Below are 15,476 nucleotides of genomic sequence, written 5' to 3' on the forward strand. Positions count from 1 at the left end.
TGGGCTTATTCAGATTGCTTATCTTTGCCACTTAAAATTTTACCGTTTTGATAAAACTACATGATCTTGAATTCGAGCCCTATATATCTGAAGAGGAGATCACGCAGGCGATAGAGCAAATTTCAGAAAAACTGAATAAGAAATATGATGGCCAAAACCCGGTTTTTATAGGAGTTTTGAATGGTTCTTTTATGGTTGCTTCAGAAATAATCAAAAGATTTAATGGAGATTGTGAAGTTAGTTTTGTGAAAATGGGGTCCTATGAAGGAACTAAGACTACCGGAAAAGTAAAAACTCTGGTTGGATTAAACCAGGAACTTAAGGGCAGAAAGGTGATATTGCTGGAAGATATAGTTGATACCGGGAATACCCTTGTAGAGCTTGATAAGATTCTCAAGAATGCAGGAGTAGAGAGTTATGAAGTTGCTACTTTATTCTTTAAGCCCAAAGCTTATAAGAAAAATGTACCGGTACAGATTATTGGAATTGAAATACCTAATAAATTTATTGTTGGTTTTGGCCTGGATTATGACGGTTTAGGACGAAACTTAACGCAAGTATATAAACGCAAAGATAATAAGATGACAAACTTAGTATTGTTTGGCCCTCCGGGTGCTGGCAAAGGAACTCAGGCTACAATTTTAAAAGATAAATATGAGCTTATTCACATTTCCACCGGTGATGTATTTCGCTATAATATCAAGAATAAAACAGAGCTGGGGCTTAGTGCCAAATCTTTTATTGATAAGGGACAGTTAGTTCCAGATGAGGTGACCATCAATATGCTAAATGCTGAGGTTGAAAAAAACGAAGGTGCAAACGGTTTTATTTTTGACGGATTTCCACGGACGGAAGCCCAGGCTGAAGCTTTGAGTACTTATCTCGAATCTAAAGGAACTGAAGTTCATGCAATGATCGCATTGGAGGTTGATGATGAAATTCTTGTAGAACGTTTACTGGAAAGAGGAAAAACCTCTGGAAGAGCCGATGATGCTGATGAAGCCGTGATTAGGAACAGGATCAAGGTTTATTATGATGAAACTGCAATCCTCAAGAATTATTACCAGGCTCAGGATAAATATTATGGAGTTGATGGCGTTGGAAGTATTGATGAGATCACAAATAGGCTTAGCGAGGTGATCGACGAATTAATGAAATAGAATATAATGACTGAAGGGAATTTTGTTGACTATGTAAAGATTCATGTTTTTTCCGGAAAAGGAGGGAAGGGCTCAGCTCATCTCCACCGGGAGAAATATATTGCAAAAGGTGGACCAGATGGAGGTGACGGAGGTCGAGGTGGTCACGTGATCGTAAAGGGAAACAAAAATCTCTGGACTTTATTCCATTTGAAGTTCAAGCGACACGTAAAAGCGGAGCACGGTGAAAATGGAGGGAAGCAAAGAAGTTCTGGTGCTCAAGGATCAGATGAATACATAGAAGTGCCATTAGGAACCGTAATACGGGACACCGAAACCAATGAGATCATTAAAGAGATCACCGAGGATGGCCAGGAATATATTGTGGCTGAAGGAGGAATGGGAGGTAGAGGAAACTGGCACTTTAAAAGTTCAACGAATCAGACGCCAAGATATGCCCAACCGGGAATAGATGGTCAGCAGGTTGATATTACTCTGGAGCTAAAGGTGCTTGCAGACGTGGGACTGGTTGGATTTCCTAATGCAGGAAAATCTACTTTGCTATCAGTAATCACCGCGGCAAAGCCTAAAATTGCCAATTATGAGTTTACCACTCTGAAACCGAATCTTGGAATCGTAAAATATCGGGATTTTAAAACTTTTGTGGTTGCAGATATTCCCGGTATCATCGAAGGTGCTGCCGAAGGAAAGGGTCTTGGACATCGCTTCCTTAGACATATTGAGCGTAATTCAACATTATTGTTCCTTATCCCGGCCGATGCCAGGGATATCAAAAAGCAATATGATATTCTTTTGGATGAGTTAAAGCGCTATAATCCTGAATTATTAGATAAAGACCGGTTGGTCGCCATATCAAAAAGTGATCTTCTGGATGAAGAGTTAAAAGCTGAAATGGCTTCTGAACTGGATAAAGAACTTAAGCTTCCTTATATCTTTATTTCTTCAGTAGCTCAGATGGGATTAACCGAATTAAAGGATAAATTGTGGCAGATGCTTAATAAACAGCCTGTTTAAATCCTGTTAAAGCACTGACTTTCCGAACTGATTTTGCTTATTTTTAGTAAAAATCAGTTTATGAAAATTTTCAAATTCTCCATTTTAATACTATTCATAGCTGCCTGTAACGCACCTCAGGCAGTATATGATTATGATCAGGAAGTTAATTTCGATCAATATTCTACCTACCAATTATTTCCAGATTTCAGGACAGGATTAAGTCAGCTGGACGAATCCAGACTTACGGAAAGTCTGGTTTCGGCATTGCCGCAGAAAGGTTTCTCTAAAGGGGACGCAGACCCGGATATTTATGTTAATGTTTATACTGAACAATACCAACAAGATAATCGTAGTAGGGTAGGTGTCGGTTTTGGCGGTGGTGGCGGAAATGTTGGAGTAGGAGTATCAGGTGGGATTCCCGTAGGTCAAATGGATACCTATTTAAGGCTTACTTTCGATTTTATTGATGTAGAAAAAGATATTCTTGTCTGGCAGGCGGTGGTTGAAAGTCCATTTAAATTCGATGCTGATCCAAAATCAAAACAGGAACAGTTTAATAAAATAGTTGCTGAAGCTATGGAAGGTTACCCTCCTAAAAAATAAGCTTTATAATTATGTAAATAGAAAGCCCCATGCATTTGCATGGGGCTTTTCATTTCTGATTGGTTAGTCAGTATATTTCGAAGAATTATTCTTCTTCGTTTTCTTCCACTTCAGTTTCTTCGTTCATCGAACCATCACGGTTTGATACTACGAATACACTTCTACGGTTTTTAGCATATTGCTCTTCAGTACATCCGGTTGGCTCAGTACAGTCATTAACTGGTCTGCTTTCACCGTATCCTTCAGAGATAAGTCTTCCTTTGTCGATTCCGTTTTCTACCAGGTAGTCAACAGTTGAAGCAGCTCTTCTCTTAGAAAGATCAAGGTTGTACTTGTCAGAACCTCTCGCATCGGCATGAGACTCAACCTTAACTTTAATGTTAGGATAGTCGTTCATGTAAGTCACAACTGAATCAAGAACTGGCTTAGACTCTGGCTTGATTGTAGCCTTGTCGAAGTCGAAGTAGATCTTGCTTCCATCGATAGGAATGATATCCTGACCGCTAGTCTCATCAGTTACAGTTGGAGCTTCTATGATCTCATTTTCTTCACGGGTAAACTGGTAAAGGTTATCGGTTCCTCTTCTGTTTGAAGCGAAATATCCCATCTCCTCGTTTTCCTTGATCACGAAAGCAAAATCATCACTTCCACTGTTAATAGATGCTCCAAGGTTTTCTACTTCAGAAAAATCTCCTTCAGTTCTGAAAATATCAAGATTTCCGAATCCCTGGTGGCCGTCTGAAGTAAAGTAAAGAATTCCTTCATCACTAATGAATGGGAATTGCTCTCTGTGAGCCGTGTTCACTGAACTTCCAAGGTTTTGCGGAGTTCCGAAAGTACCGTCTTCGTTCACATCTACAACGTAGATATCGAAAGAACCGCTACCGCCAGGCATATCACTAGAGAAGAATAGTTTAGTCCCATCAGCACTTAAGCTTGGGTGTTCAACAGAATACTCTTCACTGCTGAAAGGTAGTTTCTCAACATTTGTCCATTCACCGTCTACATTTTCTGCACGGTAAAGGCTAATGTGAGATACACGAACATCGTCCTCGTTCTTCACTCTGTCTTCGTTCGTTCTGTCAAAATACATGTACTTTCCATCTTTGCTAAAAGTAGCAGAGCTCTCGTGCTCGTCGGTATTAATGGCATCAGAGAAAAGAATAATATCGGTCATTTCACCTTCATCATTCATTTCAGCACTGTAAAGATCAAGAGTTGGAAGTTTGTTCCATGGATAAACCGGACGCTCCTGGTTTCTTGTAGAAGCAAAAGCAACACGGTCTCCGTAGAATCCGATTCCAAAATCTGAAGAAGACTGGTTGTTCATTACCTGGTCATAGTTGAATTTATGAGGAACCATAGTATCCAGTTCACTTGCAAATTCTTCATGATCCCAGTTTTCACCAGTTAGTTCATTCATAAGTTCATCAGCCTTTACGTAGTTGCCGGCAGCCATCAAAGCGTGGGCATATCTAAACTGATACTCAGGTTCAACGGCTCCTTCATTTCTAAGGAATAACAACTCATATACTTCCACAGCATTTTGCATCTGGTTAGTATAGAAATATGAGTCTCCTAAGTTCTGAAGAACTTCCTGAGATTTATTATTTACGTTTTCATATGCATCGGCAGCGTCTATGTAGGCTGCCTGAGCAAAGAATTTGTTCCCATCCCTGATATCAGATTTCTGTCCGAAGGCAGTGATGCTCACAAAAATTATTAAAAGTGTACTATATATATTTTTCATGTTAGTCTGGTTTTAGAAGAATCTAGGTGATTTGTCATAGCCTTTGTTAAGTCCGAATAGATCGAAATCAAATAAAAGCATGATCTCATGTGATCCATCGTTACTTAGGTCGTAGGTTGGATAGTCATAAGCATATCCAATTCTAAGTCCCTGGGTAATTCTAAAGTTTACCAAACCTGTAATGCTTTCGTCGAACCTGTAGCCTAAACCTGCTTCAAGTTTATCATACAATAGAACGTTAGCATTTACATCAACAGAAAGCGGAGCTCCTTTTACACCTCTTACCATAGTAGAAGGCTTTAATTTGAAGTTTTCGCTAATGTTGAAAACGTAACCTCCAGTAAGGTAGTAGTGAATTTCTTCAGTACCACGATCTCTTAGCAGCTGACTGTTGTCAAGGTGTTCAGATGTTAACAGGTTAGGAGCAGAAACACCTAAATAGTGATTGTCTCCAAACCAGAATGCTCCAACTCCAAAAACAGGAAATATCTCATTGATGTTTTCGAATGCAGGGTCATTAGGATCATTTAAATCCAATCCTGCGAGGTTAGCATCGAAAGTGGTTAAACCAGCTTTAGCACCGAAGGAAAGGTCTGTGTTCTCACCTGTAGGTATAACATATGCGAAATCTGCGGTGATATTATTCTGTTTTTCAATATCTCCAATTTCGTCATGAACTACTGTAATACCAAGTTCAACTCTTTCACTTATTGGTGTGTGGGCAAAGAAGTTGAGGGTGCGAGGTGCACCATCAACGTCTGTCCATTGCATTCTATAAATTGCTCCAAGATCTAACATTCCTGGATCGTCTGTTGCATACGCAGGATTCACTACACTCATGTTGTACATGTACTGAGTGAAAAGTGGATCTTGCTGGGCCATACCTTTAATAGAAAAAAGGATAATGCCTGCGAATAGTAAATATTTTGTTATTATTTTTTTCATTTCTTTCTCTTGTTTATCCTGATTATCTACTTAAGTATACTTTTCCTCTCCTTGGCTCGGTGCTTCCATCGTTAAAGTCCAGGTAATAGAAGTATACCCCTGCAGGTAATACATTGTCTCCTAAAGAACTTTCACTGCTAAAGCCATCCCAGTCTGGAGTGTTGGCGTTTCCTTTGTATACTGAATCTCCCCATCTGTTGTAGATTTCAATAGTATAATTAGGATATTCATCTTCAATATTCTCTATGTCGAAGGTGTCATTAATTCCATCACCATTTGGTGAGAAACCTTCAGGGAACAGAAGTGGGCAATCTGTTATGTTTACAGTTACTGCAAGTCTAACCGAACTTTCACAACCTGTTTCAACATTGAAAAGAGTAGCGTAATACGTTACACCATTCTGTAGTGGAGTACCTCCATTTAAAGCGTTGTCTCCATCAGCTGAATCATACCAGGTGATGTTATCAGTTTCGTTAACTGCGTCTGTAAGATTTGCTACAGTAGCATCATCATATTCACAGAACTCCTGTGTTGAATTAGCTATTGTAGGTGTATCTGCATCATTGATAGTAACGGTAATTTCTGCAGCGGCAGATTCACAAGAACCATCATCATTTCTTTGAGTAACGTAGTAAGATCCTGTTTCTAAAGCGTCTTCGGCAGCAACCATCATGGTCAAATCTGCATCCGAATAAAAAGTCAGGTTAGTGCCTGTCGCAGAAAGGTCGGCTACGGTAGCAGCGTCTGTCGCACAGAATGTAAATGGATTCCCATCTACAGTTGGTGCTCCAGGAGCATCTTCAACAGTAATATTGAATGTTGCAGTATCTGCACCACAATCATTGATTTCTGGCACTGTGTAAATAACTTCATAATCTCCAGCTGCAAAATCAGCAGGATCCATCATTCCGTCTGAGATTACATTACCATCTAGAGTAAACTCTCCATTCGTATCAGCATCTTCAGATAAGAATCCAAATAAATCCTGAACTCCTGCATCCATACATACATTTAGATCCATGTCCATGCCTGCAAAAGCAGACTCGATAACAGTTACTGTAAATGTAGCAGAGGCTTCTCCTTCAGTACATGGAGAATCATCTGTTAAAGTGTAAGTGATCTCGAAAGAACCTTCACCTTCCATAGTCGGGCTGAAGATTCCATCTTCATATCCTTCGAAAGTACCGTTAGGATTTGCATCTGCAGGTAAGAAAGAGTAGAGGTCTACATCCTCAGCATTTCTACAAATTGGATCTGGATCTGTGATGTCTCCAATTTCAGCTGGAATTGAATCATAAATGTTGATTGTTAGTTCAACGCTGTCTGAACAACCACCATTGGAAATAGTATATGTAGTTGTGAATGCTTCCTGATCTGGATTCGTATTATAAGCATCTATCACATCTTGGATAGTAGGGTTGAATACACCATCTTCTGATACACCATCACTTAAAAGGCTTAAATAATACCTTCTTACAGAGGAATTATTTGGGAAAAGGTCGCTAACATTCTCTCTACAAACATCACCACTATTATCCTCGCCTGCATCAACTGTATCATCCACAAAAATTGTAAATGTTTCAGAGTCCGTAGTTCCTGGTGTAACACAATCGGCCGAGTCATCAACGTTGTAAGTTACAGTATAGCCGTCATCATTAGAACCTACACTAGTATCGAACATACCATCAGTAACATTATCTCCGCTGAATGTACCTCCAGTCATGGAGTCAGCTCCTAAGAACATAGTTAGGTCAATCATTCCGTCAGAAACACAAACATTCTGATCATCTATAGTTCCTGCTTCAGCATCCTGAAGGTCGTTTATAGTAATAGCAATATTTATGATCCCATCATCACAAGAAGAAGATGTTGATTCATCTAAATAGCTAAAGTTGAAAGTCTCAGAGTCTGAATCGGGGTCATCTACAAAATCAAGTAATCTCATTCCTTCAGCCAGGTCATCTGCATCGAAACCTGCTGGGTCTACTGTATCAACTCCAGCATCGGTAAGGAGGTCATTAAGGAATATTTGTAGAGCGATTTCATCAGTTAGCAATGTTTCAGCTTCTGTGATACACAGAATTCTTTCTATGTTAGTTGTTACTGGCGCATCATCAACTGTAATTGTAAAAGTAGTTGAATCTTCTCCAATAACACAAGGTGTGGAATCATCTACGCTATAAGTTATAGTATATGTGCCTTCACCGATAGATGGATCAAACATATTATCGGTAACTCCTTCTCCTGAAAAAGTACCTCCCATTGAAAAATCTGGATCATTGTTTGGAAGATCTGAAAGGTCGATCATATCTTCGTCTGAACATACATCAGCTATATCATCAAAACTTCCTGCATTGGCAGGAGCCTCCTCAACAACTCTAACAGTTAAATCAACTGAATCTTGACAATCAACGGTTCCGATGGTGTAGGTAATAGTGAAATCACCCAGGCCATCTTCGTCATCTTGATAAATATCCACTATATCATCAATAGAAGGGCTAAATGTTCCATTTGTTGCAACACCATCATCTAATAAATTCAAAAAGTATTTTCTTGTTTCATCTATACTAGGGAAAGTTGCTGGTACATCTGCTAGGCAAACAATTCCTACATTATCTGATCCTGCATCAGGAGGAGTTGCACATTCATTAACGATTACCGTTACAGTTGCGGAGTCTGTTCCGCATGCATTATCTACGCTGTAAGTGAAATCACCAGGTGTATCAGTTGTTGGGTCAAAAGTGCCATCTCCTGGAGACCATGTGCCTCCCATGTCTGGAGTTCCATTCAAGAAATCAAAAAGATTAATTGGATCATCACTAGGGCTTAATGTTACCGTACTGTCGTCTCCGGCATCACCATTCCTTACCGAAACTATAAATTCAGTAGAATCATTGCCAATAGTACAAGGTGCTGAGGTTTCGTCAACCATATAGGTGATAGTATAATCCCCGGCACCAGTGGATGGGTCAAATTCGTTATCTGTTACTCCTGTACCCGTGAAGGTTCCTCCTGCAGTTGCATCAGAATCATTATTTATAAGGGTGGCTAAATCGATAACCGCATCTCCCGTACAAATATCAGTTAGATCGTCAAAATCTCCAGCATTGGCAGGAGTTTCTTCTATTACGCTAATTGTTAAATCTACAGAATCCTGACATGCACCAGAACCAATAGTATAAGTAGTTGTGAAATCTCCCAGTCCATCATCATCAGACCCGTAGATATTCACTAATTGAGAAATACTCGGGCTGAATGTACCGCTTCTGGAGACACCAGGTTCAAGTAAGTTTAATAGGTAATTTCTAATAGCATCTTCGCTTGGGAAAGTTGTACCAACATCTGGAAAGCAAACGACTCCGGTGTTGTCTTCTCCTGCGTCTGGAGGTCCAACTAAAGTTACTGTAACAGCAGTTCTATCCTGGCTTTCGCAAGGAGGTAACGATGAATTAGTTCTGTTTACAATCCTAGATGCATAATAGGTCTGGCCATCAACAAGAGGTGTTGAAGGGTCTAGAGCTGGATTAGATGTTTCAGTACTATACCATCTGTTTATTCCTTCTGCTTCAAGATCTGAAATAGTAGAATCTTCGCAAAGTGTTTGATTTGCAGAGGCAGATGGAGCAGTAGCTAAAATTGGATCATATTTTATAGCCAGTCTCGATGAATATTCACAAGATGTAGATGTATCATCCTGACCAACAAAATAACTACGACCTTCTACAAGAACGTCTGTGTCATCTAATTCTACAGTTCCGAATTCCTGGGATTGATCATATACATTTAGATCATCTGCAGATCCAGTTGTGCTGATTAGAGCTTTTAATTCTGCTACTGTTGTAACATCATCAGAGCTATATTCGCAAGGCTCGTAAAAGTTTCCAAAGGATGATACTGGTGGTCCAAGATCATCAACGGTTACAACTACTTCCTCTCTAGATGCACAATCACCAGAATTATTTCCAGCGAAATAAGAGCCATCCTGAAGGATTTCCTCACTTGGAATAGGAGTTGTAGATGTGGCAGTTCTGTACCAGCTTAATCCATCTCCGTTGGGATTGGCTTGTAGGTCTGAAACTCTGGATAAATAGCAGAAATTCTGCGTGTCATCACCAGGGTCTAGTGTGGGGCAATTCTGGGCGTAAGATGCCGACAAATTGCCAACAAATAAAATGAAGGCGAAAAGGAACCAGTTAAGTCCTTTCCTCCCAAAAGTAAAATTTTGCATAGGCTAGGTGTTAAATTCAAAATTAGTAATCGGTTATAACTCATTAAAAAGTTGCACAAATATTAAAATAATTTTTAATATGCGGAGTTAAATTAAGAAACATCTTAACATTATGCCGCTGGACACCTTAAGTTTTCTGACTTACAACAGTTTGGGTCGGTTAAATCTAAGAAAAAAATAATTATGTTAATAAAATTAAAGGTCTTATTCGTTTGTTTTTGTCTTTTGGCAGGCAATTCAGTTGCTCAAGAACCCCTTGAGAATGGTGAAATTCTACTCAATAATGGGGAAATTGAGGATGCAAAAAAATTTTTTTTGAAGCTTGAAAATAATGACCAGGCAATTCATTATTTAGGTGATATTGCAAGTTTTGAAAAGAACTGGGATGAAGCTATATCCTACTATGAAAATTTACTAGAAAAAGATCCAAATAATGCTATGTATAATTTTAAATTGGGAGGTGCACTGGGTATGAAAGCCTATTACGGTTCCAAATTTCAGGCGGCCATCCTAATTGGAGATGTCAAGAAATATTTAAAAAGAGCTGCAGAACTGGATACATCGCATAAAGAAGCTCGGCGTGCCCTTGTAGAGTTATACATGCAAATACCAAGTTTTATTGGAGGTAGTAAAACCATTGCAGAGAGCTATGCCTCAGACCTGGATAGATTGAATGAAGTAGATGCACTTCTTGCAGATGCATACATTTATAAAATTCAGGAATATAGAGATCTTGCAAAAGCCAAATATGAAGAGGCTATTCGGCTGGCGGAAAAAAAACCAGAATTGATCAGTCGAAATTATTTAAATTACGAATTGGGAGAAGCTGCCGCTATTTATGAAGTTCAGTTGAAGGCAGGAGAAAGCTTTCTTAAGAACTATATTGAAAATTACGGCTACAAAGACTTGAAGTCGCCTGCTTGGGCTTATTTGAGACTTGCTCAGATAGAAAGAAGTAAAAAGAACCAGTCTGAGGCTCTGGCTTTAATTGAAAAGTCCCTGGCTATAGATCCAGATTTTGATAAAGCACTTATTGAAAAACAAAAAATTCAAAGGTTGTAATCCTGCAATTGCTTCGAGCAACTATTATATTTGCACAAAATTTACATATGAGAATTCATTTTATTGCTATTGGAGGAAGTGCCATGCATAGTCTTGCTATAGCTTTGTCTCAGAAGGGGTATGAAATTACTGGGAGTGATGATGCAATTTTTGAGCCTTCAAAATCTAAATTAAGCGATCATGGAATTCTACCAAAAAGGCTAGGCTGGAATGAGGAAAATATCAATTCTTCAATTGATGCCGTGATCCTGGGGATGCATGCTAGGCAAGACAACCCTGAACTTTTGAAAGCCCAAGAAATCGGATTGAAAATATACTCTTATCCCGAATTTCTTTTCGAGCAATCAAAAAATAAAACTAGGGTTGTAATAGGAGGGTCTCATGGAAAAACCAGTATTACATCTATGATTCTTCATGTTATGAATTACCATGATAGGGAAATAGATTATATGGTTGGCGCTGCTCTGGAAGGAATTCCGAATCCTGTTCATTTGACCGAGGATAATGATTTTATAGTAATTGAAGGAGACGAATATTTATCTTCACCAATAGATCGAAGGCCTAAATTTCATCTTTACCAACCAAATATTGCCCTTTTAAGCGGTATTGCCTGGGATCATATCAACGTTTTTCCGACTTATGAGAATTACGTTGAGCAATTCAGGATTTTTATAGATACAATAGTAAATGGCGGGATACTGGTATATAATGAGGAAGATGCGGAGGTGAAAAGACTTGCTGAAGAAACAGAAAATCCAATTAGAAAACATCCTTATCATACACCGGAATACCACACTGAAGGAGAGGAAACTATTCTTGAAGTTCCTGAGGGAGAGATGCCATTAGAAATTTTTGGAAGACATAATTTGAATAATCTTGCCGGTGCAAAGTGGATCTGTCAGCATATGGGGGTAGATGAAGATGATTTCTATGAAGCTATTGCAACTTTTAAAGGTGCCTCTAAAAGGCTGGAAAAGATCGCGGAAAATAATTCAACCATAATTTTTAAAGATTTTGCCCATAGTCCATCAAAGGTTAAGGCGACTACGGCCGCGGTTAAAGAACAGTATGAAAATAAAAAGTTAATTGCGTGCCTGGAGCTTCATACTTACAGCAGTTTAAATGCAGAATTCTTAAATGAATACAGAGGTAGTCTAGAGAAGGCAGACGAGGCGCTTGTTTTTTATTCACCGGAAGCTGTGGCAACCAAAAAATTAGAAAGAGTAACTGCCGAACAGATTAAAGAAGCTTTTCAGGAAAAGGACCTGAAAGTTTTTGTTGAGCCTGAAAGTTTCAAAAGTGAATTGAAGGATCTTGACCTGGCGAACTCCGTTTTACTTATGATGAGTAGCGGAAATTATGGAGGTCTTCAAGTAGACGAAATAAAGAGGTTGATATAGTTCGCTGATATTTAATCAATTATTCAGATATTTCAATTCATTGTTTATCTTTAGAGAAGGATGAATAATGAGAATAATAGTCTAAGTATAAAAAAGTGGGCAGAGGATGATAGGCCCCGGGAAAAATTATTTCAGAAAGGTAGGGTTAGTTTAAGTGATTCAGAATTACTGGCAATATTGCTTGGTTCAGGGAGCAAGAACGAGAGTGCAGTAGAACTTGCTAAAAAAATACTTTCCTCAACTGGAAATAATCTGAATGAATTAGGTAAACTGTCTATAGCTCAGTTATGTAAATTCAGAGGTATTGGCCCGGCGAAAGCGGTGACGGTAATAGCTGCTTTGGAGTTAGGGCGCAGGAGGCGCTATGAAGAGGCTCAGGAAGAGAAAAAGATCACTTCCAGTCTTTCGGTATTTGAGATCATGCAACCTCTAATTGGCGAGCTGGGACATGAGGAATTCTGGATACTTTATCTAAATAACAGTAATAAAGTGATAGAACGCTACCAGATAAGTAAGGGCGGAATTACGGGAACCTTGGTGGATGTTCGTATAGTTTTGAGAAAAGCCCTGGAGGTTGGAGCCGTTTCTCTTATTCTTGTACATAATCATCCTTCTGGTAATCTGAAAGCCAGTGAAGCAGATAAGCAACTTACCCAAAAATTGAAGACAGCTGCCGAAAGTCTCGATATCAAAGTACTTGACCATATTATTGTTACTGAAAAATCATACCTTAGCTTTGCCGATGAGGCTATGCTTTAAGACAGTCTTTTAATGTTATTGATATACACCCAAAAAGTCACCCCAAGGATTATTTATATATTCAAGCATATTTGTACTCATATCCTGGGTATTCCTATCAAGTTCACCTCTAAAATTGAAGAATTTATAGCTCACGATGGAGCAAAACTTTCCTATGGTAAACAGGCTTTGGGAAATGAATTTTTTATTCAAAAGGTTGAGTTGCTAATGGAGCAGGGGTTTTCAGAATTGGAAATTAAAGTACAGCCATGGGATGATACCATTTGTTTTTTTCCTTTGCCAGATGCCAGCGATCTTCCTTTTGATATCTTTGCAGCCTCTTTTTACCTTCTAAGCCGTTACGAAGAATATTTGCCACATGTAAAAGATGAAGACGGCAGGTTTCCTGCTTCAGAAAGTCTTGCTCATCAGGAAAGTTTTTTGCATAAACCTGTAGTGGATATCTGGGCAATAAAGTTCAGGGATATTCTTTTGCAGCGTTTTCCCGATCTCGAATTTGTCAATAGAAAATTCAGGGTTGGAACAATCGTGGCTTCTGAACATACTTTTATTTTTAAAAATAAAGGCTTCCTGCGTAGTTTCATAGGTTTGTGGGCCGATCTTTTCCAGTTCAATCTCACTAAAGTTATAGATAGGTTGCAGGTATGGATAAGGATTAAGGACGATCCCCATGATATTTTTGAGGACCTAATTCAAATGATCAAAAAACATAAACTTTATATGGTTTTTATGTTTCAGTTGAGTGATTTCTCTATTCACGATCGTAATATAAGCCATAATAGAATTCCACATAGGGCCGTTATTAAGTCGGTGGCAGATTATGCCAAGGTTGGACTTTTAATGGGTTATTATGCGATGGATAATATAAAGGTGCTGCGGAAGGAAAAATTAAGGATGGAAGAGATTGTGCACAGTCCTGTTGAGGATGTAATGAACTCCAGGTTTAATCTTCGGTTACCAGATCAATATAATAATTTGACAGAGCTGGAGATTAATAATGATCATTCCATGGGGTATCCAGATGCACCAGGTTTCAGGGCAGGAACCTGTTCGCCTTACCTTTTTTATGATATCAATATGGAAGTAACCACCCCGCTAAAAGTCCACCCTTACGCTTTTAATTCAGATATGGTTGGGACTGTATCGAAAACAAAGATTAAGGAAGACTTAGCACGACTATTGCAGGAGGTTAAAGAGGTTAAAGGGATATTTCGGGGAGTTTTCAGCAATGGTGATTTCTCCAGATATGCCGATCAGGATTTTTATTACTCACTTTTAAAGCAAATTCATGAAGTTGAATAATATAGAACATGTTTTCTTCGATTTAGATCATACTCTTTGGGATTTCGAGAAGAATTCTGAACTGGCTTTTAAAGAGATTTTCGAGAAGCAGAAAATTGCCATTGAGATCGACGAATTCCTGAAGGTTTATTCTCCTATTAATTTTCGTTACTGGGAGTTGTATCGCAATAATTCGGTTTCTAAAGAGGCTTTGCGCTACGGCAGGTTGAAGGAAAGTTTTGATTCTCTGAAATTTGAAACTGAAGATGCTACCATCAACGAAATTGCACATGAATATATCGAATACCTGCCTAAAAACAATCATTTATTAGAGGGGAGTCTTGAATTGCTGGAGTTATTTAAAAATAAATACAGGCTTCATATTATTACAAATGGTTTTGAGGAAGTTCAACATAAAAAGATGAAGAGCTCGGGAATTCATCAATATTTTGAAACTATTACTACTTCTGAAGAAGCAGGTGTAAAAAAACCACATCCCGGAATTTTTCAGACGGCCATGGATAAAAGCGGGGCAAATATAGACCGGTCTGTAATGATAGGAGATAATCTTGAAGCAGATATCATAGGAGCCCATAAATTCGGTTTACAGGTTATTTATCTGAATTCGGAAAATAATGGTGAGCAGAGGCAATTTCCTCAGGTTCAAAAGTTAAAAGAACTTTTAGATTATTTATAAATATAAAGAATAGGTAATTTCGCGCGCAACGAAAGTAAACTGGTGAAGAGATTGGATTCCCTTAAAATACCAATATTAGTCCTTTTTGTAGGTCTTCTTTTTTCGTCCTGTTTTAAGGATGTAGATTTTGGGCAGGCAGAAGATATCACTCTCGAACCCGATCTTGAGGTGGACCTGTTATACTATACTTTAACCGAAACAGATTTTTTAGATTCTGAATCTGGAAATTTTACTCCGGTAATAAGGGATACAGTAAGGCTTGAATTCCTCGATGATGATTATATACAGGAAAACCTGATGTATGCCGCCCTGCGTTTTAAGCATGAGAATGACTTTCCTTATGACATAAAAAGTAATATTAGATTCCTTGGGGAGAACGGAAGGAACCAGTTTAACGTTGCTTATACCATACCTTCTGCTGAAGATGGAAATACTTCAATAGTAGATACAGTAAGAGTTTTGGAGGGCAATGAAATTGTAAGATTAAGGAGATCCATTCAAATAGTGTTACAGCTAGAGGTTGTAGGCGCAGATAAGGACCTGCAGGGAGAATTAGATTTTTTATCGAAAGGACTTTTCAGGTTTGAATTTTAAT

General features: G+C 38.6%; 12 protein-coding genes. 9 read left to right on the forward strand and 3 right to left on the reverse strand.

Annotated elements, in window-relative coordinates; translation table 11 throughout:
- The first annotated feature begins 47 nt into the window (after window positions 1–47).
- The 3 genes from ML462_RS12250 to ML462_RS12260 are packed head-to-tail and all read left to right on the forward strand — an operon-like array spanning window position 48 to window position 2,759.
- On the forward strand, window positions 48–1,160 hold the full coding sequence (locus ML462_RS12250; RefSeq protein WP_240714114.1) for an adenylate kinase: 1,113 nt from the start codon (window positions 48–50) through the stop codon (window positions 1,158–1,160).
- A 6-nt stretch (window positions 1,161–1,166) separates the two neighbouring features.
- The gene (gene obgE, locus ML462_RS12255) at window positions 1,167–2,174 is read left to right on the forward strand and encodes a GTPase ObgE (protein WP_240714115.1); all 1,008 of its coding nucleotides are present in this window, start codon (window positions 1,167–1,169) and stop codon (window positions 2,172–2,174) included.
- A gap of 60 nt (window positions 2,175–2,234) precedes the next feature.
- A complete protein-coding gene (locus ML462_RS12260) occupies window positions 2,235–2,759 on the forward strand; it encodes a DUF4136 domain-containing protein (protein WP_240714116.1) in 525 nt (174 codons plus the stop codon).
- 85 nt (window positions 2,760–2,844) lie between these two features.
- On the opposite strand, the gene ML462_RS12265 is transcribed toward ML462_RS12260, so the two are convergent.
- The 3 genes from ML462_RS12265 to ML462_RS12275 are packed head-to-tail and all read right to left on the reverse strand — an operon-like array spanning window position 2,845 to window position 9,682.
- Window positions 2,845–4,509: an OmpA family protein gene (locus tag ML462_RS12265; RefSeq protein ID WP_240714117.1), complete on the reverse strand. Its 1,665-nt coding sequence runs from the start codon at window positions 4,507–4,509 to the stop codon at window positions 2,845–2,847.
- A gap of 12 nt (window positions 4,510–4,521) precedes the next feature.
- A complete protein-coding gene (locus ML462_RS12270) occupies window positions 4,522–5,454 on the reverse strand; it encodes a PorP/SprF family type IX secretion system membrane protein (RefSeq protein WP_240714118.1) in 933 nt (310 codons plus the stop codon).
- Window positions 5,455–5,476: 22 nt separating this feature from the next.
- Window positions 5,477–9,682 carry a T9SS type B sorting domain-containing protein gene (locus tag ML462_RS12275; protein ID WP_240714119.1) on the reverse strand — a complete coding sequence of 1,402 codons (4,206 nt, stop codon included), beginning with the start codon at window positions 9,680–9,682 and terminating at the stop codon, window positions 5,477–5,479.
- Window positions 9,683–9,997: 315 nt separating this feature from the next.
- Between ML462_RS12275 and ML462_RS12280 the strand changes: the two genes are divergently transcribed.
- The 6 genes from ML462_RS12280 to ML462_RS12305 are packed head-to-tail and all read left to right on the forward strand — an operon-like array spanning window position 9,998 to window position 15,475.
- Window positions 9,998–10,744, forward strand: a complete 747-nt coding sequence (locus ML462_RS12280) for a tetratricopeptide repeat protein (RefSeq protein ID WP_240714120.1) — start codon at window positions 9,998–10,000, stop codon at window positions 10,742–10,744.
- A 47-nt stretch (window positions 10,745–10,791) separates the two neighbouring features.
- Window positions 10,792–12,144: a UDP-N-acetylmuramate--L-alanine ligase gene (locus ML462_RS12285; RefSeq protein WP_240714121.1), complete on the forward strand. Its 1,353-nt coding sequence runs from the start codon at window positions 10,792–10,794 to the stop codon at window positions 12,142–12,144.
- A 60-nt stretch (window positions 12,145–12,204) separates the two neighbouring features.
- Entirely contained in the window at window positions 12,205–12,903 is a 699-nt protein-coding gene (gene radC, locus ML462_RS12290) for a RadC family protein (RefSeq protein ID WP_240714122.1), read from the forward strand.
- 12 nt (window positions 12,904–12,915) lie between these two features.
- Window positions 12,916–14,205, forward strand: coding sequence for a polysaccharide deacetylase family protein (locus ML462_RS12295; RefSeq protein ID WP_240714123.1), 1,290 nt, complete (start codon window positions 12,916–12,918; stop codon window positions 14,203–14,205).
- Complete coding sequence (locus ML462_RS12300; protein WP_240714124.1) at window positions 14,192–14,881, forward strand: YjjG family noncanonical pyrimidine nucleotidase; 690 nt, start codon at window positions 14,192–14,194, stop codon at window positions 14,879–14,881. The genes ML462_RS12295 and ML462_RS12300 overlap by 14 nt, the downstream gene beginning before the upstream one ends.
- A 42-nt stretch (window positions 14,882–14,923) precedes the next feature.
- A complete protein-coding gene (locus tag ML462_RS12305; protein WP_240714125.1) occupies window positions 14,924–15,475 on the forward strand; it encodes a hypothetical protein in 552 nt (183 codons plus the stop codon).
- The last annotated feature ends 1 nt before the right edge of the window (window position 15,476 follow it).

It is taken from the genome of Christiangramia lutea, assembly GCF_022489035.1.
GTDB classification, from domain to species: domain Bacteria; phylum Bacteroidota; class Bacteroidia; order Flavobacteriales; family Flavobacteriaceae; genus Christiangramia; species Christiangramia lutea.